The organism is Mesorhizobium sp. Root552, assembly GCF_001427285.1.
Classification (GTDB): Bacteria; Pseudomonadota; Alphaproteobacteria; order Rhizobiales; family Rhizobiaceae; genus Mesorhizobium.
The window spans coordinates 1-20,251 of record NZ_LMFV01000025.1 but is presented as its reverse complement, the minus strand read 5'-3'; the positions used below and the strand labels follow the sequence as shown (position 1 = coordinate 20,251).

Annotated in this window: 28 protein-coding genes; 6 read left to right on the top strand and 22 right to left on the bottom strand. The window is 58.7% G+C overall.

Annotation, left to right across the window (positions count from 1 at the left end; translation table 11 throughout):
• Window positions 1-3: 3 nt before the first annotated feature.
• Genes ASD50_RS12865 through ASD50_RS12825 form a run of 9 tightly spaced genes read right to left on the bottom strand, consistent with a single transcriptional unit; the run spans window position 4 to window position 8,861 of the window.
• A complete protein-coding gene (locus ASD50_RS12865; protein ID WP_056241766.1) occupies window positions 4-1,017 on the bottom strand; it encodes a phage major capsid protein in 1,014 nt (337 codons plus the stop codon).
• Window positions 1,018-1,042: 25 nt separating this feature from the next.
• Window positions 1,043-2,116 (bottom strand): hypothetical protein, encoded by a 1,074-nt coding sequence (locus tag ASD50_RS12860; RefSeq protein WP_056241761.1) that lies wholly within the window; start codon window positions 2,114-2,116, stop codon window positions 1,043-1,045.
• Window positions 2,117-2,148: 32 nt separating this feature from the next.
• Window positions 2,149-2,496 (bottom strand): hypothetical protein, encoded by a 348-nt coding sequence (locus ASD50_RS12855; RefSeq protein ID WP_056241757.1) that lies wholly within the window; start codon window positions 2,494-2,496, stop codon window positions 2,149-2,151.
• Between the two features lie 2 nt (window positions 2,497-2,498).
• Window positions 2,499-2,744: a hypothetical protein gene (locus tag ASD50_RS12850; protein ID WP_156465076.1), complete on the bottom strand. Its 246-nt coding sequence runs from the start codon at window positions 2,742-2,744 to the stop codon at window positions 2,499-2,501.
• 9 nt (window positions 2,745-2,753) lie between these two features.
• The gene (locus tag ASD50_RS12845; RefSeq protein ID WP_056241752.1) at window positions 2,754-4,109 is read right to left on the bottom strand and encodes a hypothetical protein; all 1,356 of its coding nucleotides are present in this window, start codon (window positions 4,107-4,109) and stop codon (window positions 2,754-2,756) included.
• 9 nt (window positions 4,110-4,118) lie between these two features.
• A complete protein-coding gene (locus ASD50_RS12840; protein ID WP_056241750.1) occupies window positions 4,119-4,538 on the bottom strand; it encodes a hypothetical protein in 420 nt (139 codons plus the stop codon).
• 1 nt (window position 4,539) lies between these two features.
• Window positions 4,540-6,903 (bottom strand): hypothetical protein, encoded by a 2,364-nt coding sequence (locus ASD50_RS12835; RefSeq protein ID WP_056241748.1) that lies wholly within the window; start codon window positions 6,901-6,903, stop codon window positions 4,540-4,542.
• A gap of 1 nt (window position 6,904) precedes the next feature.
• Complete coding sequence (locus ASD50_RS12830) at window positions 6,905-8,413, bottom strand: terminase large subunit domain-containing protein (RefSeq protein WP_056241745.1); 1,509 nt, start codon at window positions 8,411-8,413, stop codon at window positions 6,905-6,907.
• Window positions 8,388-8,861: a transposase gene (locus tag ASD50_RS12825; protein ID WP_200952406.1), complete on the bottom strand. Its 474-nt coding sequence runs from the start codon at window positions 8,859-8,861 to the stop codon at window positions 8,388-8,390. The genes ASD50_RS12830 and ASD50_RS12825 overlap by 26 nt, the downstream gene beginning before the upstream one ends.
• A 97-nt stretch (window positions 8,862-8,958) precedes the next feature.
• On the opposite strand from ASD50_RS12825, the gene ASD50_RS12820 reads away from it, so the two are divergent.
• A complete protein-coding gene (locus ASD50_RS12820; protein ID WP_156465075.1) occupies window positions 8,959-9,255 on the top strand; it encodes a hypothetical protein in 297 nt (98 codons plus the stop codon).
• 580 nt (window positions 9,256-9,835) lie between these two features.
• Here ASD50_RS12820 and nusG read toward each other — a convergent pair.
• From nusG to ASD50_RS12775, 10 genes are all read right to left on the bottom strand, one after another.
• On the bottom strand, window positions 9,836-10,447 hold the full coding sequence (gene nusG / locus ASD50_RS12815) for a transcription termination/antitermination protein NusG (protein WP_162252018.1): 612 nt from the start codon (window positions 10,445-10,447) through the stop codon (window positions 9,836-9,838).
• An 8-nt stretch (window positions 10,448-10,455) separates the two neighbouring features.
• Entirely contained in the window at window positions 10,456-10,905 is a 450-nt protein-coding gene (locus ASD50_RS23395) for a hypothetical protein (protein WP_056241733.1), read from the bottom strand.
• The gene (locus tag ASD50_RS24085; RefSeq protein ID WP_274533321.1) at window positions 10,902-11,033 is read right to left on the bottom strand and encodes a hypothetical protein; all 132 of its coding nucleotides are present in this window, start codon (window positions 11,031-11,033) and stop codon (window positions 10,902-10,904) included. Before ASD50_RS24085 ends, ASD50_RS23395 begins: the two co-directional genes overlap by 4 nt.
• On the bottom strand, window positions 11,030-11,989 hold the full coding sequence (locus ASD50_RS12805; RefSeq protein ID WP_056241731.1) for a DUF6551 family protein: 960 nt from the start codon (window positions 11,987-11,989) through the stop codon (window positions 11,030-11,032). Before ASD50_RS12805 ends, ASD50_RS24085 begins: the two co-directional genes overlap by 4 nt.
• Window positions 11,986-12,582: a hypothetical protein gene (locus tag ASD50_RS12800; RefSeq protein WP_056241727.1), complete on the bottom strand. Its 597-nt coding sequence runs from the start codon at window positions 12,580-12,582 to the stop codon at window positions 11,986-11,988. Before ASD50_RS12800 ends, ASD50_RS12805 begins: the two co-directional genes overlap by 4 nt.
• Window positions 12,579-13,496 carry a hypothetical protein gene (locus ASD50_RS12795; RefSeq protein ID WP_056241724.1) on the bottom strand — a complete coding sequence of 306 codons (918 nt, stop codon included), beginning with the start codon at window positions 13,494-13,496 and terminating at the stop codon, window positions 12,579-12,581. Before ASD50_RS12795 ends, ASD50_RS12800 begins: the two co-directional genes overlap by 4 nt.
• Entirely contained in the window at window positions 13,493-15,064 is a 1,572-nt protein-coding gene (locus tag ASD50_RS12790) for a DEAD/DEAH box helicase (RefSeq protein ID WP_056241722.1), read from the bottom strand. Before ASD50_RS12790 ends, ASD50_RS12795 begins: the two co-directional genes overlap by 4 nt.
• Window positions 15,061-15,411 (bottom strand): hypothetical protein, encoded by a 351-nt coding sequence (locus ASD50_RS12785; RefSeq protein WP_056241720.1) that lies wholly within the window; start codon window positions 15,409-15,411, stop codon window positions 15,061-15,063. The genes ASD50_RS12790 and ASD50_RS12785 overlap by 4 nt, the downstream gene beginning before the upstream one ends.
• Window positions 15,404-16,267 (bottom strand): hypothetical protein, encoded by an 864-nt coding sequence (locus ASD50_RS12780; protein ID WP_156465074.1) that lies wholly within the window; start codon window positions 16,265-16,267, stop codon window positions 15,404-15,406. The genes ASD50_RS12785 and ASD50_RS12780 overlap by 8 nt, the downstream gene beginning before the upstream one ends.
• Window positions 16,268-16,454: 187 nt before the next feature.
• The gene (locus ASD50_RS12775; protein WP_056241715.1) at window positions 16,455-16,694 is read right to left on the bottom strand and encodes a hypothetical protein; all 240 of its coding nucleotides are present in this window, start codon (window positions 16,692-16,694) and stop codon (window positions 16,455-16,457) included.
• Between the two features lie 94 nt (window positions 16,695-16,788).
• Here ASD50_RS12775 and ASD50_RS23860 point away from each other — a divergent pair, with 94 nt between their 5' ends.
• The gene (locus tag ASD50_RS23860) at window positions 16,789-17,388 is read left to right on the top strand and encodes a helix-turn-helix transcriptional regulator (protein ID WP_244484510.1); all 600 of its coding nucleotides are present in this window, start codon (window positions 16,789-16,791) and stop codon (window positions 17,386-17,388) included.
• 283 nt (window positions 17,389-17,671) lie between these two features.
• On the opposite strand, the gene ASD50_RS12760 is transcribed toward ASD50_RS23860, so the two are convergent.
• Entirely contained in the window at window positions 17,672-18,013 is a 342-nt protein-coding gene (locus tag ASD50_RS12760; protein ID WP_056241711.1) for a type II toxin-antitoxin system RelE family toxin, read from the bottom strand.
• A 20-nt stretch (window positions 18,014-18,033) separates the two neighbouring features.
• Window positions 18,034-18,366, bottom strand: a complete 333-nt coding sequence (locus ASD50_RS12755; RefSeq protein WP_162252017.1) for a type II toxin-antitoxin system prevent-host-death family antitoxin — start codon at window positions 18,364-18,366, stop codon at window positions 18,034-18,036.
• Between the two features lie 240 nt (window positions 18,367-18,606).
• On the opposite strand from ASD50_RS12755, the gene ASD50_RS12750 reads away from it, so the two are divergent.
• Both ASD50_RS12750 and ASD50_RS12745 read left to right on the top strand, forming a co-directional pair.
• Window positions 18,607-18,792, top strand: coding sequence for a hypothetical protein (locus tag ASD50_RS12750; RefSeq protein ID WP_156465073.1), 186 nt, complete (start codon window positions 18,607-18,609; stop codon window positions 18,790-18,792).
• The gene (locus ASD50_RS12745; protein WP_056241702.1) at window positions 18,789-19,019 is read left to right on the top strand and encodes a hypothetical protein; all 231 of its coding nucleotides are present in this window, start codon (window positions 18,789-18,791) and stop codon (window positions 19,017-19,019) included. Before ASD50_RS12750 ends, ASD50_RS12745 begins: the two co-directional genes overlap by 4 nt.
• A gap of 204 nt (window positions 19,020-19,223) precedes the next feature.
• Here the strand turns inward: ASD50_RS12745 and ASD50_RS12740 are convergent, their stop codons facing one another.
• Window positions 19,224-19,679 (bottom strand): Arc family DNA-binding protein, encoded by a 456-nt coding sequence (locus ASD50_RS12740; RefSeq protein ID WP_056241697.1) that lies wholly within the window; start codon window positions 19,677-19,679, stop codon window positions 19,224-19,226.
• A gap of 85 nt (window positions 19,680-19,764) precedes the next feature.
• On the opposite strand from ASD50_RS12740, the gene ASD50_RS12735 reads away from it, so the two are divergent.
• Both ASD50_RS12735 and ASD50_RS23625 read left to right on the top strand, forming a co-directional pair.
• Window positions 19,765-19,938, top strand: a complete 174-nt coding sequence (locus tag ASD50_RS12735) for an Arc family DNA-binding protein (protein ID WP_082549636.1) — start codon at window positions 19,765-19,767, stop codon at window positions 19,936-19,938.
• Window positions 19,939-20,003: 65 nt separating this feature from the next.
• Window positions 20,004-20,243 carry an ORF6N domain-containing protein gene (locus ASD50_RS23625; protein ID WP_056241692.1) on the top strand — a complete coding sequence of 80 codons (240 nt, stop codon included), beginning with the start codon at window positions 20,004-20,006 and terminating at the stop codon, window positions 20,241-20,243.
• The last annotated feature ends 8 nt before the right edge of the window (window positions 20,244-20,251 follow it).

Genomic DNA, 20,251 nt, shown 5'->3' with positions numbered 1-20,251 from the left:
TCCTTAGGCTGCCGGGTTGGAGTCGTAGATTTTGACTTGGTGAAGCGGGTTCACCATGGTCAGTTCACCCATGAGGCCGATGTGCTGGACAACGGCGTCCTGGTTGATGGGCATCATCCCCTTGCCGATCTTCGAGAAGTTGCGTTCCGGGTGGTAACGGAAGCGCAGCGAGTCGGTATCGAGCAGGTAGGAGACATTCGACGGCATGTTCGAGCCGATGCCGCCTTCAAGAACGATGTCCATCGATTTGCCCGCGCCGTAGAACTTCAGCGACGTGAAGCCGAGCTTGCCCAGCTTGTTTTCGTCGTTGATGCGCTGAATGGCGACGGTTGCGGCGTCGTAGGCCATGTAATGCTCAGCCGATGCGAGGATGAGGTTCGGGCCACGCTTGCCACGCGAACGTGCGATGATCGCCTGCTGGTAGATGGAACGCGCAGTGTCCTTGGTGAACTGCGTGATGCCAGAGAAAGCAGACTGAACGTCGTAGCTCGTGGTGCGCCAGATGACGTTATCCACGCGGCTGATGTTCGCATAAACGCCCTGATCGACGGCGGTCGGCACGGCAAGCTGAAGCCCACCGAGTTCCTTGCCACCGAAGCCGGTGCCGGCAGAATGCAGGGACGCATCAACAAGGTCCTGCAATTCCTGCTCAGCCGCCTCGATGTGAACTTCCATCACGTCCTCAAGCTGGTTCTCACCAGAGTTGTTGAGGATGATTTCGTTCGGGAGGGTGACCGAGACAGCCGCCATTTTCGGGCGGTATTCGGCGTCGTTGATCAGTTCGGCAGGCACGGGGTTGAAGAAGTCGAACCCATTGTACCAGACGCCGGAACCCGTCTCATTGTAGAGCAGGCGTTCGCGGATGATCGGGCCGGAATATGGCTTCCACAGACCCTTGCTCTTAAGGGTGTACAGAAGCACGTTGGAGTTGGAAACCAAGTCCTGGTACCCAGCGGAACGATCCTCAAGGGCCAGCGACAGGATTTCCTGGTTCTTCTCGACGGAAGTCAGGGCCATAATGGCGATTTCCTATTGCTTGCGATCACCCGACTTGCGCTCTGGCATTGCGGATGGAATCGCGGATTGACGAGGAGGCGGCACGTCTTGCCGGGTCTGAGCCGGCCCCGGGTGCGCCTGTTACGGTGAGTGACCCTTTTCGCGTCTGAGGCGTTGGATCGGGGATGCGCGTCTGAGGCGCTGCGATGACCGGCGCGGGCGGAAGCGGATTAAGCAGTTCCGCGCGCCGGTAAGCTTCGGCCAGATCGAAACCCATGTTGATCTGGCGGGTGATTTCGTCGGAAAGTTCCTCCATGCGCGAATGCGCCGGGTCGGAAGCGAAGGCTTCCAACTGCTTCTGCACCGAAGCAAGGTTCTGTTCCTGAATTGAGGTGGTGACGCCGCCAACCTGCTGCGTGAGGTCGGCAATCTGCTGCTTCAATGCACGGATCGTAGCATCCGACTGTGACGCCGCCTGATCCGGTGTCTGGCCCATGATCTGCGCCGCGATGTCCCGCAGCGAATAACCCATGTTTTCGCAAATCTGGTTCAACCCGCCGAGGGGGTCTTCACGAAGCTTCATCTCAATGCCGACATAGTTCGACATTGCCGCCTTCATGGTCGTGCCCGACTTCTTGGCCAGTTCATCAAAAGCCCGAACGTCTTCGAATGACGCGGCATCGGCCCGATAGCGCTCCACACCGGCCTCAAGCTCACGGATGGTGCGATTGACCGCCGCCTTCACCGGCTCGGGCGTGTTGCCCCACTCCTGGCTTGCTGCTGCATCGCTCTTGAACCGGGCCGGCGCATCGGTTGCAGCGGGCTTGGCCGGCTCCTGCGCCTTGTCGGTCTGAACCTGCTGCGTCTGGTCCTTCGGTGCTGGTTGGGCGTCCTTGGGTTTGAACTGGCCGGTCGCCGGGTCACGGTCGCGGCCTTCGCTTTCGCCGTTCAGCTTGGCGATGGCGCGTTCCACTGCACCGCGCGGCGACTTCTCAAGCTTCGGGGCTTCGGTCTTTACCGGATCGGCCTGTGCAGCCGTATCGGGCTGCTGTGCATCGGTAACAACGGGTTCGAGCGCAGCGCCGGTATCTACCGGAGCCGAAAGGGCTTCGTCAGTCATCGTAGGTTTCCTTGCTTTCTGAGAGCGTGCGGTTAGTTCTGGACCGGTGTCGGATTGAAGCGACGGCCCGCGTTGAACTCGGCTTCAGCCTTGCCGATGGCTTCCTTGATTTTCTTCCGGTCGGGCTTTGCCTTCTCGCGCGGCTTATAGCGCTGAGGATCGTCGCCAACTTCGACAACGCCAGCCTCTCGATAGGTCTGGCGAAGCTTCGACTTGGAAGTGTACGACTTGCCGTCGAGCATGCTTTGCGTCTCGGGCATCGTGTCGAGATTCAGCATCGGGCAGCCGAGCGCCGAACGCTTCGGAACCGGACGCTGGTATTCGTCGGCAGGAACCAGTTCGCACCGTTCCTTGTCCCAAATCCATCTGCCCCGGATCATCGTCATACCCCGAACCAGAAGGCGACCAGCGCGCAGGCAGAGACCGCAAAGGCAATCCATGCCGTCACGATTGAGGCTTTCCACACCCGCTGGTCCTGGCCGATGAACTGCGACACACAGGCGAAGAATGCCGCCGTGATCGCAATCGACCGAGCGACTTCATCACCGTAGACGATGACGCCGCCAAGGAAGACGACGGCAAACACGCATGCGCTGAGAACGAAGCCCAGCCACGTCAAAGGGTTCATCATGATTTCCTATGCAGCCAGGAGAAGAAGCGCCAAGGCGTCGTTCTCCAGTTCCTCATCGGCTATCTGCGCTTCGTACTGAGCCAGAAGCCGTTCGATGCTTTCGAGCGATGCGCTCAAGCCGTTGGTGTTGATGTCCAACATCACCATTTCGGCAACGTCGGGCTTGGCCTGCTCAACCGCTGGTGCCGGCGCCTGAACTTCGCCAGAACCGCGGACTATGTTGACGGCCCGCTCTATCGCCCTGCGAAGCTGCTTTTCAGAAGCGCGCCGGGCCTTGACCCTCTCCTGATCGTCACGCTCGGATTGCGTGAAGTCCCACACCCGGCCATCGTGGGTATCGAACTGGTCAGGATCGGCCGGAATGACCTTCGGGACATAGACAAGATTGGCGTCGGTCCCGGTGATCTGGAACGAACCGGGCTCCGCCTCCAACACGTAGCTGGTTGTGCCTGTGTCATCGATCAGATCGGCGTCGGTGCCCGTCCAGATGAACGCCCCGGACTCGGCAACCAAAACGCGGGACGCCTTGAGCGCCGCGTCTGCGCCACTGATGACAAAAGCCCCTGCATCTGCAGATAGGACCGTACCCGCCCTGAGAGCCGCCGCCGTGCCTGCTATGACGAAGGTCCCGGCATTCGCGGCAAGGGCAAAACCGGCCTTCAACGAAGCAGCAGTTCCGCCGATGGCGAATGAACCGGCATCCGCTGGCAGGCCATATCCGGCTCGCAGCGTGGCGGCGGTGCCGGTGATGGCAAAAGCGCCCGCAGAGGCTGTCAGGTTGAGCGCGGCCTTCAGGCTGGCCGCTGTTCCTCCAATCGTGAATGAACCGGCATCGCAGGTCAGCGTGTAGGCTGTTCCCGCGCTGTCCGTTTCGACCTTTTCAACTGCGTAATCCACACCGGCAAGTTTGGAATAGCCCGCTGGCGTCGGCAGGTTGTATCCCGTCGCACCCAGCGCATACCACGTGTCAACGTTGCTGTTACTGCCCCTGTAACGCTGACCGCTCGGAGACGTGCAATCCAGATCGACCAGGACGCTTTCACCAAGCGCAAGGCTGAACGCTGCGCTGTGGTCGGTGAGGTCGCTGGTGATGGTCCCCCCGGCAGGGATCGAAAAGCCGCTGGCCCCACCAAATTTCAATTCGACTGGAACAGTCGTCGTGAACGGGTTGTTGGTCCCGTCCCATTTGCCTATCGAGGCGTTGGAGGCCGTGAGGCCAGTTGCGGTGCTGGCAGTGAACGTTACCTGTAGCTTGCCACTGCTCGCAGCCGTGAGAACGCACCGAACGCGGAATGAAGTGTTCGGATTGGTGTCATTTCCGTTGAGGACGCCAGCAGACGGCGTGAATACCGTAGTGGCCATGTCATGCCCTTACGCGAGCGTGAACATCGTCGCGCCGAAGTCAGTCGTGAAGCTGTCACCATCCTGCAAGGTCAGCGCCGAACCGCGATCCCAATAGCCAATCAGCGGATCAGCCGGCGACGTGGGCGTGTCGTTGTATAGGATGACATAGCGGAACGGGCCAATGGGGCCGCCGCTCGCTGTCCAGGTCGCATCGGTGCCTACGCACGAACCTGTGCCGCCAGATTGCGAATAAGTGTTTTGCGTGTCGATGCCGCCTGCTGTGTACCCGGCACCCGCCGATATCTCGGCAATGTCAGACTTCACCGCATGGGTGGCCACATTCGGAGCGGTGTTGCTGAGATAGACTTTCAACGTGTCGGCGTTGAGGTCATGACGCTTAAGGCCAACATCGCCCGCGAACGTCTGGAATTTCACAAAGCTTGCCATATCAGTTCACCACCGCCTGAATGCCGACAGGTTTGCCGGCTGCGTCCTTCACGATCTGCTTGGGTGCGAGTTGCGCGGCTGCGAGGTTGTTCACCGCTTCAGCCACGGCTTGATTGCCCTGCTGCATGGCCTCAGCCACGGCAACAATGGCCTGTGTCGATGCCTCGCGCTGCGCCGCCATCTCGGATATCAGCCCGCCCATGATTTCCTCGTTGGGCAGGCCCATTTCGGCCCGCTTGCCGTCCGTATCGGCCTTGCGGGTGTCCATCGCCTGTGAGTGCTTATCGCTCTCCATCTGGCGCTTCTGATCGAACTCGTTTGCGCGCTGTTCGGCCGTGGCGCGCATCTCGTCCATCTTGAAATCGTGCTGTTCGCGCGCCATCTGGCGGTTCTCGTCGCGCTCTGCCTTCTTGTCGGCTGCCTCCTGCTGGCGCAGCGCCGAATCGTGTTCCTGCTTCTTGGCATCGGCTTCACGCTGCGCTGCGTTCGGATCGGGCTTCGGCTGGGAAGCGAACTGCTTCATCTTCTCGACAAGCTCATCAATCGTACCTTCGAGCGCTCGACCGGCGCGGAACGGGTTCGATACGAACTTCAGCATCTCACCCACGAATGGAGCCAGTTGCGGTTCGGCCTGCACCATCGGGAACGCCTGGCCGATGAACCCGCCAACAGCCGTTGCAAACTCGGTCGCGCGCTGCTTGGCCGCGTCTTCGTCGGGCTGAATGGTGCTGTCCGTCTCGATGTCCAGAATGAACGGGCGCAAGCGCTGATCGCGCAGCAACTCCACCACGGCCTCAAGCGTGACGGTGTTCTGAAGCTCCTGTATCTGGCCCTGATAGGCCTGCATCTGCTGCTGGGCCTGCTGGGCGATCTGCTGAGCCTGTTCAGGCTGTTGCTGGGCCATCGCCGCGATCTGCGGGTTCTCGGTCGCCATGCGAACTTGAGCCTGCAACTGGATCATCTGCTGATGGATGCCGTCCGCCTGCTCCTGTAGCGCCGCCACGGTTGGCAACTCAGACTGCGACATGGCTGCCAGCGTCTCGGGCGAGAAATTCTCCGACATGATTTCGCACTGGATGCGCGTCAAATCGAGAGCAACGCGAACAAGCTCCTTCTGGCGCTCACGGATGCGGACTGATCCGTATTGGCTCTTGAGTTCCTGAGCGCCAAGCGTTTCCTTCGGGTCGGTCGCTCCCCGCATGATGTCGGACAGGCCGGTGATCTGATAAACGTCCTCAACCAACTGGCGACGAAGATTGACCAGCGAGGTGATGGTATTCGCCACCACCTCAATCGGCAGCCATACGATCACATCGGCCAGCTTCTTGTCGCCAAAGGCCGCAGCACTTGCCACAGGAACCAGCAGCGCCCGCTTGTCCTGCGATTTGATAGCCGCCTCAATCGCGTCCGCGATGTCCTCAGCGCCCGATGCATAGAAGCCCCTGAGCCGCAACGCTTCGGACAGCGCAGAAATGCGGGCCGTCAGTTCGTTGATTTCCTCCAGTTGGTCCTTGTAGAGCAGGAAATCGGGGATAGGCTTCTGAGTGCCTTTCTTGATCGTTCCATATGCCGGCTTCGGGCATGGGAAGAAATCATCCAGCGTCAGCATCTCGTCGGGCGTGGCCTGGTCCAGCACCACATCGACGTTGGGCGACACCCACACTATGCGCTGTTCTGTCTTGCTCCAGAATTCCCAAAAGCGGGCCTTCTCGGAATACTCGGCCTCGCCGTCAGCATCCTTCTGCTTGGCATATTCAGCCGAAGCATAGGCCTTGCCCGAATACGTGGAAAAGCGCTTGCGGGCCTCTTTCCGCGTCATCCACGAGCCGCGCGCCACCCAGCCGGTTTCATGCCAGTAGCGGGCCGGCTCATGCAGGAAATCGCGACGGTCAACATGGGCGATGCGCGCCCGCTGCTCACCCTTCTCGTCTACCTCGTACCAGCACCACGCCACTCCACGCGAATTGACCGCCAGGTCATCGCGGACAAGCTTCATGGTGGTGTCGATATCTTCCCGAGCGAAGTTCGTGATGGAGCAGCGCTCCAGAAGCTCTGCAGCCTCCCTCGGCAACGGCTTGCGGTCCTTGAAACGCACCGTGACGACAGGAACAGGCGGACGGGCGTAGAGCGTGGGCTTCACCACCTCCATGTTGGCCCAAAACATCTGGAATTCGCGGTCGCGCGTCGTGTTGGCAAGCCTGTCCAGATCAGCAAGCTGCTTCTCGATGTTGTCGCACTTCTGGTTGTACTGGCCGAAATAGCGTTCGGCGTCCTTGATCATCGCCAGATACGGCTTGGACGCCCGCGCCTTCGCGCCCGGTGCGGCTTCGGCCACTTCCGGCTCTGTCTCGGTTTCGTCAGCCATATCAGACCCTGATTCTTGTGCCGCTTGGCAGTTCTGGCGGTCCTGGCAGGAACACTTGGCCGGGCTTCAGCTTCTGCTTTGCCGGTGGCGGCTTGCTCGCGGTCCACGGTCGGCTCATGCAGGCGTAACGCGTCTCGTCTGCCGCGTGGTCTTCCTGCGATGTGTCCAGGTCTTCCGGGTTCTTCTCGTCGTGCTGGAGCGCCGGTATCGTCCTGATCGAATGCACGCAGGTTTCGAAGAAGAACAGCATTGGCCGTCCATCCTCGTCGCCGGTCAATCGGCCTCGCAACTGATCCCAGCCGCCCATCGCGCCACGGCCTGCAACGCGCTTGTTGTCCGCCCTGACAAAGGTAGATCCATTCTTGTCGCTGCCGCGCATCATGCGTTCGGCAATCGACGGTCCGCCGTCCTCGCTGAAGGCTGCCGGATCAAGCACGCCGTAGCTGATCCTGTCGTCATAGTCCCTGCGTCTGACTTCGGCACCAACCACCTCGGCATGCAGCTTCAGGCCGGTGTCAGGAATGAACTTGCCTTCCTTGTCCGTCTTGACGCCGTACCACTCACGATACTTGACCAGCGCACCGCGTGGGATGACGACGCCGGGAGCGACAATCGTGTCCTCTGTCGCCACTGCATACCAGCCGAACGCAAACGGCTTGGCGCTACCCCAGTCGCCCGCCCTGAACCGCAACCAGTGGTCAGGCAGGGTGAACGGCTTGATCACATGCCGGCGCTTCTCGAAATTGTCGAAGAACGCGCCGTCAACAACGTCCCAATCACCCCAGCGCATGGCCTTTACCAACGCTTCCGAACCAAGGCCGTGCAATCGGCTCTCGTAACCCGGATCGTTGTCGTTCATGGAGGGGTTATCCTCCAGACGCGCCGGAATGTACTGGCGAAGCATTCCGCCTTCGGTCTTCGGCGTCTGGTAGATCGCCATCTCGGTCGCGCCGTCGATGAACGTAGCCTTGACGAACTGGTGGCCTATGCCGCCCGGATTGGCACCACACAGGATGCGCGGGAACCTGCCGACATACTTGGCCGGCAGCTTGATACCAACCATGCGGACGCGGTTGCGCAGGAACCGGTAGATCGTCTCGGTGAAGTGCGTGAGTTCATCGATCAGCAGGACGTGGATTTCCGCGCCCTGGTATTTGAAGCGGTCCTTCTCGTCCTTGCAGTGGCAGAGGTAAATCTTGCTGCCGTTCCAGAAGCGGATTTCGTCTTCAACGATGGTGACAAACCCACACTCGACCCACCCGGCCAGCAAAGCCCGGAAGCCTTGCGGGCCTTCCATGTGGTTCTTGACCAGATCGTCACGGATGCGCCGGAACAGATATACCTGAAGCCCCGGTATCTCAGCGCACCATGTTATGGCCGCTTCACGCATCAGGTGGCTTTTGCCGCCACCCGCCGCCCCGCCGTAGAGTGCTTCCGTCGCTTCGGTGTGGAATGCTACCGCCTGCTTCGGGTGCAGGTGGAGGTTAAGAACCGCCGCCGACTGTGACATTGATCACCGGGACCAGCGGAAGCGGATTATCCGGGTCACTGCCGAGGGCCAGCTTCTCGCCATACTTCTTCGGAGCCAGCTTCCCCACCATCCATTTGCGAGTGTCCACCCGCAGGCGGCGATGCTCGATCATGTCGCCCCGCGTCACGTACGTTCCCTTTTCGGTTTCCTTGTACGTTACGCCCTCGACCGGGGTATCCGCGATTTCCAGCGCCTCATCGAAAAGCGCGTCTGCCTGCAACTCCCTGGCGCGCGCGTATTGTTCGCGAAATGCCGTGCGGTCATCAGAAGCCAGCCACCGGCAGACCGTAGACGCATGCGGCATCCCTTCGTCCCGACAGATCGACCGCAGGCTTTCCCCGTCCGCAAGACGCTCGCAGATGATGTCTGCCAATTCCTCGCTGTAGTCAGAGGGACGCCCTGGCCCCTTTGAAGTTGCTTCGGTCATGTTGATGGTTCCTGCCGGTCTGAGCGGCTGCAAATGTGACTTGCGGCAGACTTCGCCGCGCTGCTACGCCTCACCAGTCACTATCAGGAGGCTTGCAATGAAATTCTACGCCGTGAAGGTCGAGCAAAAGGACGGCTCGTTACGCCACCCTTTCACTCTCTTTGCTCCCAATGATGAGAGAGCACTTCAGAGGATAGAAGCTAATCTACGAGATGAGACCGTTCGCTCCATTTCCTTCGGCGCAATCGACCAAATGCACTTGACGTTTTTCAAGCGCTCACTGGACGACGAGCAAGGGCTCGTTGAACACACGGGAATTACTTGGTCCAATCCCGGCCCCATCCAAACCATCAAGCTTTTCGGCGCGAAAGGTGGCGAGGGCGAGGGCGCGTAGTTCTCGCTTTTGGGGGCCAAGCCCTACGTCCTGGGCTCCCGGCATCCATATCCGGTGTTCGCCTCGCTACACCGTCTTGTGACGGCGGTTGAATATCAGGACGGGCCAGAACCATTTTAAGGGCAACTGAGTGCTCCACCGGCTCCCACCGTACCCATCACAGGCTTGGGCACTCATGTCCCACGGCTGCCGGCACTTTCTCCCGCTCTGGCTCGGGCGGGTGATTAGGCCGCTTTAGCCTTGCCGTCCTGATCTCGATCCGCTCTCGCGGAAGCTGGTTGAACAGGCTGGCCGTTGTGCCGTTCGTGCTGGCGATCAACCCAGCCGGTTCCGGTTTTGCTCCCAGCCCTATCCATTGCCGTTCCAAGCAAGGTACCGACTGCACGCAGCCGATGGGTCACTATTCGGATTTCTGGACACGAGCCGCCATTGCGCGCAAGGTTGGGATACCTGCGCCGGGGCTGCTCCGCTGGCATTGCCTTTCGGCCCCCAATCAGTCGAGCAAATCGTCCGCGCGCAGATATAAGTGATTTGCATCAATTCGACAATACCATACTGCCCGCTGTGCACAAATCCACACTCAGGCAACTTTGGACTTCGGCTTTTTCGGCTCTGGAACAAGCTGGTCGGGCTCGAATTCAACAGGCACCATCCGACCGAATATGCTCACCAGTGCACGAACCCTGTCGTCGTGGGTGAGCTTGTCCACCTCCGCCAGGAAAGAGGCAAACGGCCCTTCGGTAACCCTGAACTGGCTGCCGGTCTCGAAGCGGCGTTCGAGCTTGCTTCGCTCGGTTTCCCCACGAACCTGCTTTGCCGTCTTCGTATCGTCGTAGAGCCCTTCAAATTCGGCTGTCATCATGACCTCGATCACCGGCGCTGGGATCAGCAGCGGGCCAACTGCGCCTGAGAGCGGGCCAACAACGCCATCTATGCCCCTGACTTCAGACCAGTTGTCCATAGGCTCACCGGGGCGAGGATGAACGAGAAAAATATAATTCGGCATCAGCGGCGCGGACCTCTCTGTCAGCACTCGCAGGCGGCGGTTCTGTTTGTCGTAGCGGTGGCGCGGCAGATAAACATCGTAGCCGGCTTCCCGCAGTTCGGAAAAGATGCTGTCCGCCATGCCGCCCTTGACGCGAACGACGAACCAGCGGCGATCCTGAAGCGAGACAGCCAGGCAATTAGGCACTTTGATCCTCAATCGTCCGCCCTCCAGTAGAGCTTGTATGATTTGGGTTTCCGGTAGAGGCGTCCGCCCCGATATTCGTGCGTGCCGTATTCGGCGCGCCGGATGACCGACCGTTGACGATGCTCGGCAAGGCGTGTTCCCGTTGGTCGCCATTCGATGATGGGCGCATACCGCCAGAGTTCTTCGGGAGGTTCGATCTGATACCAGCCATCGTTGGTGCGGAAGAACCGGCGATGCCCTTGGTCGGTCGCCATGCCCTGATAGCTAAGGCGCAACTCGCAGATCATGCCGAACATGTCTTCGGTAAACGTCGAGATATGACGCCACGGGTGTTCGCGGTCGTAGCTAAGGCGCAACTCGCAGATCATGCCGAACATGTCTTCGGTAAACGTCGAGATATGACGCCACGGGTGTTCGCGGTCGTAGGCCTCTCGTGCTTGACGTTCTGCGATGGTCATTTGACCTCCCGATACCAAGCTGATGAGTGGCGTTTGGTGCGCTTGCGGTCGCCCATCCATTTCGAGAAGTAGACGCCCGCCATGAACGCCAGCAGTGGAATGCAGACTGTGATGATGTTCAGCGTCATGCCGTCGCCTTCCTCTGGTCGAGGGCGGAACGTCCTGCAGGTGGATCACCGCAGACAGAGGCCGTCACGTTGCGTTGCGTGGGCATGGTGTGCGGGACAATCGTCCTGGCAGGCATGACGGGTGCCGGATTCTGAATTGGGTTTTTTGGTAACCCGATAGAACGCGGGTTTTCCTGTAACCCAGGTTTAGCCGGCGAACGGCGCTTCCTGCATTTCTGGAACCACGTCGAGGCGAGGGCCTTCCAGAATGGCGTTCCGTGGGTTGCTGCGAACCGCTTGGCCTCGCCATCGAGCGATGTGCCCACCGTGCCCAGCAGCGTTGCCAAATCCTCATGGATGATCTGCTGCGAGAACTCCCGGTCCGTCAGAAGATGTTCAACGGCCTTGATCTGGTTTGCCGAGACGGGCCGGAACTTGCCCGCCGCAACCGTCTCAAGGATCGTCTGCACCCGCTCGGGCGCATAGGTTGCCACAAGCGCATGAAGCGCACTGACGGCGATGGTGTCGTTCGGCTTGAAGTTGCCCGGGTATTTCGGGATGCGCATCCCGGCCGACTTCGCAGCCTGCAACACTTCCGTCGCGCCGCCCGTCTCAGCCGCAAGTTCGGCAAAGAACAGTTCGAGGGCAGACACGTTTTTGCGGTTCCGGTTGATGTCCACGAACATGCCGGCTTCAGACTGGATCGTCTCAACCTGGACGATGACGGCGGGCACATGCGTGACCTTCGGGTGGACCTTGGCCGCTTCAAGTCGGTGTTGGCCGTCTGTGACGTGATAGCCGTCGCCAGCGGGCACGACGACGAGTGCGCCGAACGACCGCCACGAAAAGGCCCGTGCAATCGTCTTGGCCCGCTCAGCGTCAAGCGGACGTTGGTAGAGCGGATCGACCGTGATCAGGTTCTTGTCGATCCAGTCGAGCGCCGGCACCTCACCGGGGTCGGGGAGTTCTTCGGTCATGATGCTTTCCGAGGGTTGTTGAAGGGAACAACATTCACCCCAAGGTCCGCACCATCACGGCCCATAATCTTTGGGGTACTACATGAGGGGTACTTGTCTGCAAATTCTGCAGGGACAGAACTGCAAATTCTGCAGGGACAACCCGGCTCGTGTCCCTGCACTGATTGCAGGGACAAATCTTCACTTTTTGACGCCGATTTTTTCTTTCGGGCCTTTGCCTTCCGCTGTCGTTCGGACTCTTTGTGATAGGCCGTCATGGCGATGACGTGCTCTATGGCTTCCTCGCGCCACGGATTGATGAGTTTGAAGGACGCTACGGCCTGCCCCCCTTTTGCGGGGATCAGGTAGGGGCGTTTAGCCTTGTTGTCACCGGCGAGCCGAGCGCGGCTTGTCCAGTATTGCCGTTCGCTCAAGCCGGTCTTTGCGCGAGCCAGGACGGGAGAGAGCCACGCCCGGCAAGACGGCCATTCCATCACTGAGACGAATGCGGAAAGCAGTTTCAGGTCCGCACCGGTTACCATCGGATCGGCGTTAGCCGTTTCCATCAGATCCAGTTTGAACGACGCCTTGGACCGGTCGAGTTCGCGCTTCACGCCGGCCTCCCTGACATGATGGAGGTGAGGGCGCGCTGTACGGCGAAAATGCCGTCCCGCTGGTGCATGTCGTTGAAGTCGGCGCCAACGTAGGCCGGCATCCCGTATGGCAGTGTGGATTGGCGGGCATAATGCTCGCCTGTCCCGATCCCGTTGAATGGGTTAGACTTCGGGATAGGATCGTTATCGGCGGCAACGAAAGCCCGGCCGCTAATCTGCCGTGACACGGTGGCGATGTTCGCCGCCGAAAAGCACACCAACACCGTAGACCTTACTTTCAGGCCATGCAGTGCGGCGCGAATGGACAACCCGGTCGCATATCCTTCGCAGAGCCAAGTATAGACTCCGGTGGCAATGCGGTGACTGGCCCCGCCCATCTCCCCGCCGAACAGGAATTTCTTGGTGCCGTCTTCCCATATCAACTGTGTGCTGGTCACTTTGCCCAGTCTGCGGGCGGGAACGAGAATAGCGTGGCGACCAGTTGGCGGGACGATGTAATCACCCACAATCCGACGCGTATCGGTAGCCGTCACCACCATTGCCTGTTCGTCGCGGAATCCCTTGTCGATGAGGTAAGGGTGATGTCCAAAACTGGCGGTAGCGATCAGCGCGTTCGCCATCCCCGCCGCGCGGATAGCATCCTTGCGCGCCTTTTCCTTGGAGCGGGCCGCGCTCTCTGCGATGGCCTTCTGTTCCTTTGCCGACACTCCATCCCGCAGGCTCACCGTGGATTTCAGGCCGGTCTGCCAGTTCCATGCCGTGACGAAATGCTCCTGGATTATAAGCCGGCCATCGCCTTTGCCGCTCTTTCCGGCCAGCGTGTCGGCGTTCAGCCATTTGCCGAACGCGGTCTTTTTCGGCCGGCAGATACCAACGTCACTGCATGCCTGATCTATGGCTTGGTCGAGGTTCACGCCGCCCTCCGCTTTTGGCTCTTGCGGTCACGGGCGATCTCTCGCTCAATAAGGCTCCATTCGTCGGCTTTGACTTCTGCGGGTCTGACCGGCCCATCGAACAGGCCATAAGGTAGCTTGCTGTCGGGATAGATCAGCTTCCATTGCCGATACGCCCATTTGCGCGCCGCGTCTTCACCCTTCCGGGTATGGCTCATCGTGTAGGAAAGCGCCGCGTTCCATATTGCGCGCGGGTTCTTCAAGCACTCGGCATGCAGGCCTTTGCGGGGCTTGAACACGGCACGGGCGGACAGATCGAAGTCGATCAACTCGCCTTCCACGACCTGTATTTCGCTCCGCTTCGGGCGTTCCCACCCGCAACCCGGGCAAACGTCGGAACCGGCCGCCATCTGCAAGCCGCAGTCGCCGCAGAAATATTTCGATTTGATCTTCTCAGCGGGCTCGCGGACCTCGCTGTCCTTCATGGCCGCATCCGACAGACTTTCGACGCCGTTTTCGAAAAGCCACGCCGTGTCCTCCGCGAAGCTGATGCAATTGCCGGAATGGTCGAGCCAAAGGCCGAACTCCTTGCCCGGAGCCGTCCGCATTACCCGCCCCATTTCCTGAATGTGCGAGGAAAAGGACTTCACGTAGGGACGGCAGGAAATGCCGCACAGCACGTCGGGAACATCAAAGCCCTTCGTCAGCACCGCACAAGAGACCAGTCCGTGAATGGCGCTGTCTGGTTTCCTGAATTCCTCGATCTTGTCGTCGCGTTCCTTGTCGGACTTGTCGAGATAGGAAATCTGCTGGAAGTTGTAGCCGGCTTCCGCGAACTGGCGGCACAGTTCTTCGCCATGTTTGACCGAGGGTGAAAACACGATGGTCTTGGCGGGACCGCCGAAGAAATGCCGTGTCTGCTGTATCCACGTCTGCACGACATCACCGATAATGGTGATACCGCGCTGGCCCGTTTCTTCATCGGCATATTCGCCACCCGGCTTTCGCTTCACCCCCTTCATGTCGGGCGAAACGCAGGCCTTGACCTTGAGGGGGGTAAGGAAGCCTTCGGCCAACAACCGGTTCACGGTCGCGCCGTTCACCAAGCCACCCCAAAACAGCGCCATGCCCGGGGCGAACGGTGTTGCGGTCATGCCAATGATTTTGGAGCGCGCGTACTTTGCCAGCCGCTCTAGCGTCTCACGGTACTGGCTGTGGCATTCGTCGTAGAATATCAGGTCTGCGGGTTCGCCCAGGTCGCGGCGCTCGAAAGTCTGAATGCTGATGATCTGAACATTTTCCTCCGGCGCGTACCGGTCGTTCTGAGCGTTGTCGCCCTGTATCGTGCCGTGCGGTATGCCATAGGCCCGGAACCGGTCGCTCGTCTGCTTGACCAGCGTCACCCGATCGACAAGGAACCAGACCCTCGACCCCTTCAGGAGTGCGAGCTTGATCAGGAACATTGCCGTCTCGGTCTTCCCGAACGCAGTCGGCGCTACCAACACGATGTTGGAGACGCCGGAACGAAGCTGCTCGCGCAACTGGCCTTCGACGTGGCTCTGGTGCGGACGAAGGACGAGTTCCTTCACGCGGCACCTCGCAGTGCAACGCGTTCGATGATGTTTGCCGCCTTACTGACGAACCAAGACCAGTCCGCCGCGTTGGCGTCTGCCGGTGTCGAAGCATGGAGCAGATGCGTCAGGTATTCCGCCGTTTGCCGGGTAAGCCCGCCATCGAATTCTATGATGGCAGCGCGTTCCTCGATGTTTCCTTCGTTGTCCAGAAAGACACCGATCTGCTTGGCGTTCTTCTTTATGAACTCCATCGCCCCGGCGGGCAGCTTCTCCCGATTGATGATGATGAGCTTCTGACCATCGAGCATCACGTTGGCACCGTAGGCGCGCACTTTCTCGATGATCTGAGCGGGATCAGCCATTCAAGACTTCTCCCGTTTCAATGTCGATTTCGGCGTTGCGTCTGAACCCAAGTTCGGTGAGCTTCTTCATCGCCCAATTGAAGCTGTTGAGGTTGCGAACCTTCTCTTGCGACTCGGTAGCCACCCGAGTTTTCAGGACGCGGATTTCCTCGTCCTTGCCGGCGATGACCTTTTCGAAGCCGCCCTGTTCGAACTGGACGCGCATCGCTTCCCACTTGGCATTGTCAGCCTTGATGGCGGTGATTTCGGTTTCCAGTGCGTCGTTGGCTTCCCGCAGTTCCTCAAGCTCGGCTGTCAGCGCCTCGACATCGACCGGCTTGGCCTTGCGGGCGGCGATGGCTTCGGCCTTGGCGGTTTCATGATCCTTGACCGCTTGGGGTAGGGCAGCCGCGTGTTGCTCGCGCAACCGGTCGTTCTCAGCCTGCAACGCGGCCAAATCGGCTTTGGCTTTTTCCTTTCCAGCACGAGCCGCAGCCACGGTGTCGGCTACTGCCTTTTCGGGATTTTCGCCTGCCTCGACCTTCGCCTTGATGGTGCTGGCGGCGGTGGGCAAATCGTCCTTCAAGGCGTCCACGTCGCGCTTGGAAAGCGGAAACGCGTTTCCGCTTTTGCCCGTCACGACTTCAATGGCTTCAACCACTTCTCCCTTCTCAAGAAGCTGGCCTGCGCGACGGCGAGACATGCCGAATTCGGTCTTAACGTAGTCTTCCCATGTTGAGTATTTGAGCGCCTTCCACGCCTTACCTTCGCGGGCGCGGACCAGGAGCGCCCACACGTCATTGACGGCGGTCTTGATTTTCCGGGTGAGCTGGGTGGCTTCGGCTTTCGACAACTCAGCCGGTGTTACGTCTTTCATCTGGTTGGTTTCTCCGTACTTGATCACGCAGCCGGCTTTCGCACTTGAGCGGATGGTAAGCGCGGCGATACCGTGTTGCGTTTTTCAGCCAGGCGGCGTCGAGCATCGACCGACGATTGTCCCGAAACCGAGATCCCGGTTTCGAGGCACCGAACAATGACGGTGCCGTCCTGGGTGAAGATTGCCGTCAACGCCGCAACTCCTCGGGAAAGAAGTCCAGTGGCGAAAGCTCGATGTCCCGTTCCTTGGCGGCGACAAGCAGCTTACGGTGGTGTTGATGGGGGATCGTGCCGCCTGTGCCACGCACACTAATCGGATACCTCCAACGCATCACGGAATGCCGGGATACGCCGGCGATCTCGGACACGGCCTTGAGGCCCCCAAGGGTCTTGATGATGGTGGCGGCGGGTTCGAGTTCGTACAGCATTAACCCTCTTGTATGATTTTCGTACAAAAGACGCAAGAGGTGCTGTACGATCTTCGAACACGATTTTTCGAACAGACTGTGTGAAAATCAAACAATGAAAAATGCTGAAGCAGACCGCTACATCGAGTGGATCAGATCGGGCCTAAAAAGCACGGGCAAGACACAGTTGGGGTTGGCCTCTCACCTCAACCTGGCGCATCCGCAGATCACCCAGCTTCTCAAGGGCAAGCGCCGGCTCAAGGTTGATGAGGTGCCGCGCATCGCGGAATACCTCGGTATCGCCCCGCCGACAGATGATGCCAGTGACGAGATTATCCGGGTGCCCATGGTGTCTTGGGTGAGCGCTGGCGAACTCAGCGATCAGGCGGCAGTGATCGATCTGTCTGAATACCCCACAATAGCCGTGAGCAGGCTACCACCCAGCCGATGGATAGCCTTGCGCGTAGACGGCCCGTCCATGAACAAGATTTCCCCGCCAGACTCGCTGATCTTCGTGGACGTGAACGACAAGCGGCTTGTTACCAATGCCTGCTATGTCATCTGCGACGAGACGGGCGCGGCAACCTACAAGCGCTATCGACCAAATGAAGATCCACCGTTCCAGCCGGCATCTTATGAGGATGTGCCGCCACCGAAACTGGAAGGCGCTATAACTGTTATCGGCCGCGTAAAACGCTCGATGATTGATATGTAACCTTGAGGATGGCTTGGGGCATGGCCAACAGCGAGCTTCGATTCGAAATCAACCTGCTATCTGATCTCACCGTCGTAACCAAAGACGGCGAATATCTAGGAACGTGGGACACGGATGAATCGGACGCTTTCTATGAGTTTACGCCCGATGGGGCGACAGAGCCGCTCATATGTGACGTATTTATGGGATACTTTTGCAAGGCTATTGCGAATTGGCATGCTCGCTCAGCAGACGTGCCCTGAGGCAACGCCTGAGCGCTCCATGATTGATATGTGCGGGATAGTTATCTAATTCCAAGGGCTGACTTCGCCTCCGCCTCAATTCGGTGGAGGGTTGCCTCTAGCTTGTTGTGGAGGTCGTTAAGACCTCTATAGGCCTCTTTGCGATCCCGGATAACAAGCACAACAATTCGACCTTGGGTGAGGTTATGGTAGATCACACGCATATCTTTACCGGCCTTGATGCGAAAAAAGCTCGGATGCCCTTTGATCTTCTCGATCTCAAGGCTTTCCGAGCTGTCTCCCAGTTTTCTCAACGCTCGAAAAACGTCGCGCTGCCGGTCCGTCGGTAGTTTCTTAAGTTCGCGTTCCGCCGCTGGCGAAAACACAATATCCAACGAGGTCATATCCCCTCCCAACCGGGAGCTTAGTCAATCCCAAGCTCCGCCTCCAAGTCTTTCATTGAACGTCCTCCCGATTGTCTAAATTCCTCAAGTGCTGTTTGTGCGTCTTTGCTGTCGATGCAAGCTTCAAGCTCAGCCAGTCTTTCAAGAAGTTCCATCGATACTACGGCAACTTTTTTGCCGTTTCGGTCAATTACAACTGGCTTCCCATAGTGAGCTTCATTGAAGATGTCGGCGAATTTGTTTCTTGCCTCCGTGGCGGAATATGTGGTGAGAGCGGTCATGGTGCGTGCCGATCTGGAGCTTTCCTTAGATGATATGTTGAACGTGTCGCGGTGAGTGTGAGCGATAGACATTTTATGCACTCCGTACAGATTATACGTTTTGTACATTTTAACGTCAATACCGACCAAACTATGAACAGACGGTGAATGAACCGAGTTTGAGAGCCGCCTCCGGGCGGCTTTTTGTTGTGAGCGATTCGTCCCGTTCATTTGCGTTAAAAGCCGATAGTACGAAAATCGAACATACCGCTTGACTTGCGATGTACGATAATCTTACATTCACCCTCGAACACACCAACCGAGGGAATGGACATGAACCGGGACGCACTGATTAACGCAGCCCATGACGATGTGAGGCATGTACTGGACATCCTCTCATACGCGGCGGCTGGTGGCGCTCGCTCGAAGCCGACGATGGCTCAGTTGAACGATATCGTCGCGAAGCTGGAGAACGCGGACAAGTTTCTGGCGGCCGCCAAGCAGGAGCCACGCTCATGAACACCCTTGTTCGAGGCGCGGCCATGCCCAGCCAGGAATATCCCACCGCTCTTGCCAAAGACGTAGACCCGGATGGCGTGTTTGAGCGCGCATATGCCGAGGTGGCCGGAACGGTCGTGGTCGATGAGCCGGTGCGCGGGGCGGGCCTGAGCCAGCCCGAAGCGGAAGTCTCTAAACCTTCTGAAACGGAAGGTTTCAACTATCCGACTTCGGCAGGGGGTCTATAAGGTCGATCATGATGGCGAAACTCACCAAGCGACAGATCGCAGATGCGATTCGGTTGCGCCAGCAGCTAGGGAAGTGCCGGGCGTGGATCACCGGCTATGAGGCAGGAAGCGGGAAGACCGTCCTTGAGGCAGACAGCATTCACGAAAGGTGAGGCAGATGCCGATATCTGACATTGAAACCAAGCTGGGCTGTGCAGCACCTAACTATGGCTTCAATGTAGGCTGCGCCGTGAACTCGGGAGGCTGTTTATCAGGCGGAGTTTTTGCTCTTGCTACGGCAAAAGCGCGTTGGAGGTCGGCCTCGACAAGGGCAGAAAGAATTTCAGGATCGTGCGCCAAAACGAAGGGCCTAATGTACCGCCATTCCTCTGCTTCTTGCGTGTACACGTCCTTGTGCCTCAACACCATGCCGGCCTTTTCTAGGGCCTTCAAAGCAATCTGGAACGTGTCTCGCGCCACTGTCGGATCGCGAAGCCTAACTAGATCATGTTCCAACTTTGCGATTCGATCCCGCAGGACCACCGCCTCTGTAAGGCGAGCGATGATTTCTGCGTTCATAGAGCGCTGGTTTCGGTCCGCCGCCACTTTGATCTCGTCTCGCATGCCATCGGGCAGTCGGACAACGTACTTATCCTGGGGCTGGACGGGTTCTTTGCTCATAAAGGCTACTAGCCATCATTTTGTCGTTGACACAAGGATAGCTTTTAGCCATGGTTAATAAGTGGCTAGTAGCCATAGGAAGGAAATGACAGTGCAGCAAGCCGACAAGTTCGTAATCCGCATGCCCGAAGGAATGAGGGACCGGATCAGCGAAAACGCCAAGGCCAACCGGCGTACGATGAACGCGGAAATCGTTCACTACATCGATAGGGCGTTAGAAACGAAAACGGCGACCACCGAGCCTGCCAGGGCAGAGTGATCGCCGTCTGAAATGAAAAGCCTCTGCCAGGAGGCTCCCCGTAATCACCAGCTTGGAGTGCAAAGGTGACACAGCTATTAGATAGGAATCTGCCGTCGATTTCAATTGGCGGCGTCGATATCCAGCAGATCACGTACAAGGACGAGCCTGTCGTGACCTTCGCGATGGTGGACGAGGTTCACCAGCGGTCAAGCGGAACCGCAGGACGAAACTTTCGGGAGAACAAGACCCGCTTTGTGGAAGGAGAAGATTTCGTAGAAATAGGTAGAACAAGACCCGCTTTGTGGAAGGAGAAGATTTCGTAGAAATAGGT

Coding starts and splice junctions, on each gene's coding strand:
- ASD50_RS12835 (WP_056241748.1), bottom strand. CDS start 6,903: ATGGCTGACGAAACCGAGACAGAGCCGGAAGTGGCCGAAGCCGCACCG.
- ASD50_RS12845 (WP_056241752.1), bottom strand. CDS start 4,109: ATGGCCACTACGGTATTCACGCCGTCTGCTGGCGTCCTCAACGGAAAT.
- ASD50_RS12735 (WP_082549636.1), top strand. CDS start 19,765: ATGACAGTGCAGCAAGCCGACAAGTTCGTAATCCGCATGCCCGAAGGA.
- ASD50_RS12755 (WP_162252017.1), bottom strand. CDS start 18,366: ATGTCTATCGCTCACACTCACCGCGACACGTTCAACATATCATCTAAG.
- ASD50_RS12785 (WP_056241720.1), bottom strand. CDS start 15,411: ATGGCTGATCCCGCTCAGATCATCGAGAAAGTGCGCGCCTACGGTGCC.
- ASD50_RS12780 (WP_156465074.1), bottom strand. CDS start 16,267: ATGAAAGACGTAACACCGGCTGAGTTGTCGAAAGCCGAAGCCACCCAG.
- ASD50_RS12805 (WP_056241731.1), bottom strand. CDS start 11,989: ATGACCGAAGAACTCCCCGACCCCGGTGAGGTGCCGGCGCTCGACTGG.
- ASD50_RS12865 (WP_056241766.1), bottom strand. CDS start 1,017: ATGGCCCTGACTTCCGTCGAGAAGAACCAGGAAATCCTGTCGCTGGCC.
- ASD50_RS12825 (WP_200952406.1), bottom strand. CDS start 8,861: ATGACCGAAGCAACTTCAAAGGGGCCAGGGCGTCCCTCTGACTACAGC.
- ASD50_RS23860 (WP_244484510.1), top strand. CDS start 16,789: ATGAAAAATGCTGAAGCAGACCGCTACATCGAGTGGATCAGATCGGGC.
- ASD50_RS12840 (WP_056241750.1), bottom strand. CDS start 4,538: ATGGCAAGCTTTGTGAAATTCCAGACGTTCGCGGGCGATGTTGGCCTT.
- ASD50_RS12760 (WP_056241711.1), bottom strand. CDS start 18,013: ATGACCTCGTTGGATATTGTGTTTTCGCCAGCGGCGGAACGCGAACTT.
- ASD50_RS12750 (WP_156465073.1), top strand. CDS start 18,607: ATGAACCGGGACGCACTGATTAACGCAGCCCATGACGATGTGAGGCAT.
- ASD50_RS12855 (WP_056241757.1), bottom strand. CDS start 2,496: ATGATCCGGGGCAGATGGATTTGGGACAAGGAACGGTGCGAACTGGTT.
- ASD50_RS23395 (WP_056241733.1), bottom strand. CDS start 10,905: ATGACCATCGCAGAACGTCAAGCACGAGAGGCCTACGACCGCGAACAC.
- ASD50_RS12775 (WP_056241715.1), bottom strand. CDS start 16,694: ATGCTGTACGAACTCGAACCCGCCGCCACCATCATCAAGACCCTTGGG.
- ASD50_RS12830 (WP_056241745.1), bottom strand. CDS start 8,413: ATGTCACAGTCGGCGGCGGTTCTTAACCTCCACCTGCACCCGAAGCAG.
- ASD50_RS12740 (WP_056241697.1), bottom strand. CDS start 19,679: ATGAGCAAAGAACCCGTCCAGCCCCAGGATAAGTACGTTGTCCGACTG.
- ASD50_RS12850 (WP_156465076.1), bottom strand. CDS start 2,744: ATGAACCCTTTGACGTGGCTGGGCTTCGTTCTCAGCGCATGCGTGTTT.
- ASD50_RS12745 (WP_056241702.1), top strand. CDS start 18,789: ATGAACACCCTTGTTCGAGGCGCGGCCATGCCCAGCCAGGAATATCCC.
- ASD50_RS12820 (WP_156465075.1), top strand. CDS start 8,959: ATGAAATTCTACGCCGTGAAGGTCGAGCAAAAGGACGGCTCGTTACGC.
- ASD50_RS12860 (WP_056241761.1), bottom strand. CDS start 2,116: ATGACTGACGAAGCCCTTTCGGCTCCGGTAGATACCGGCGCTGCGCTC.
- ASD50_RS24085 (WP_274533321.1), bottom strand. CDS start 11,033: ATGACGCTGAACATCATCACAGTCTGCATTCCACTGCTGGCGTTCATG.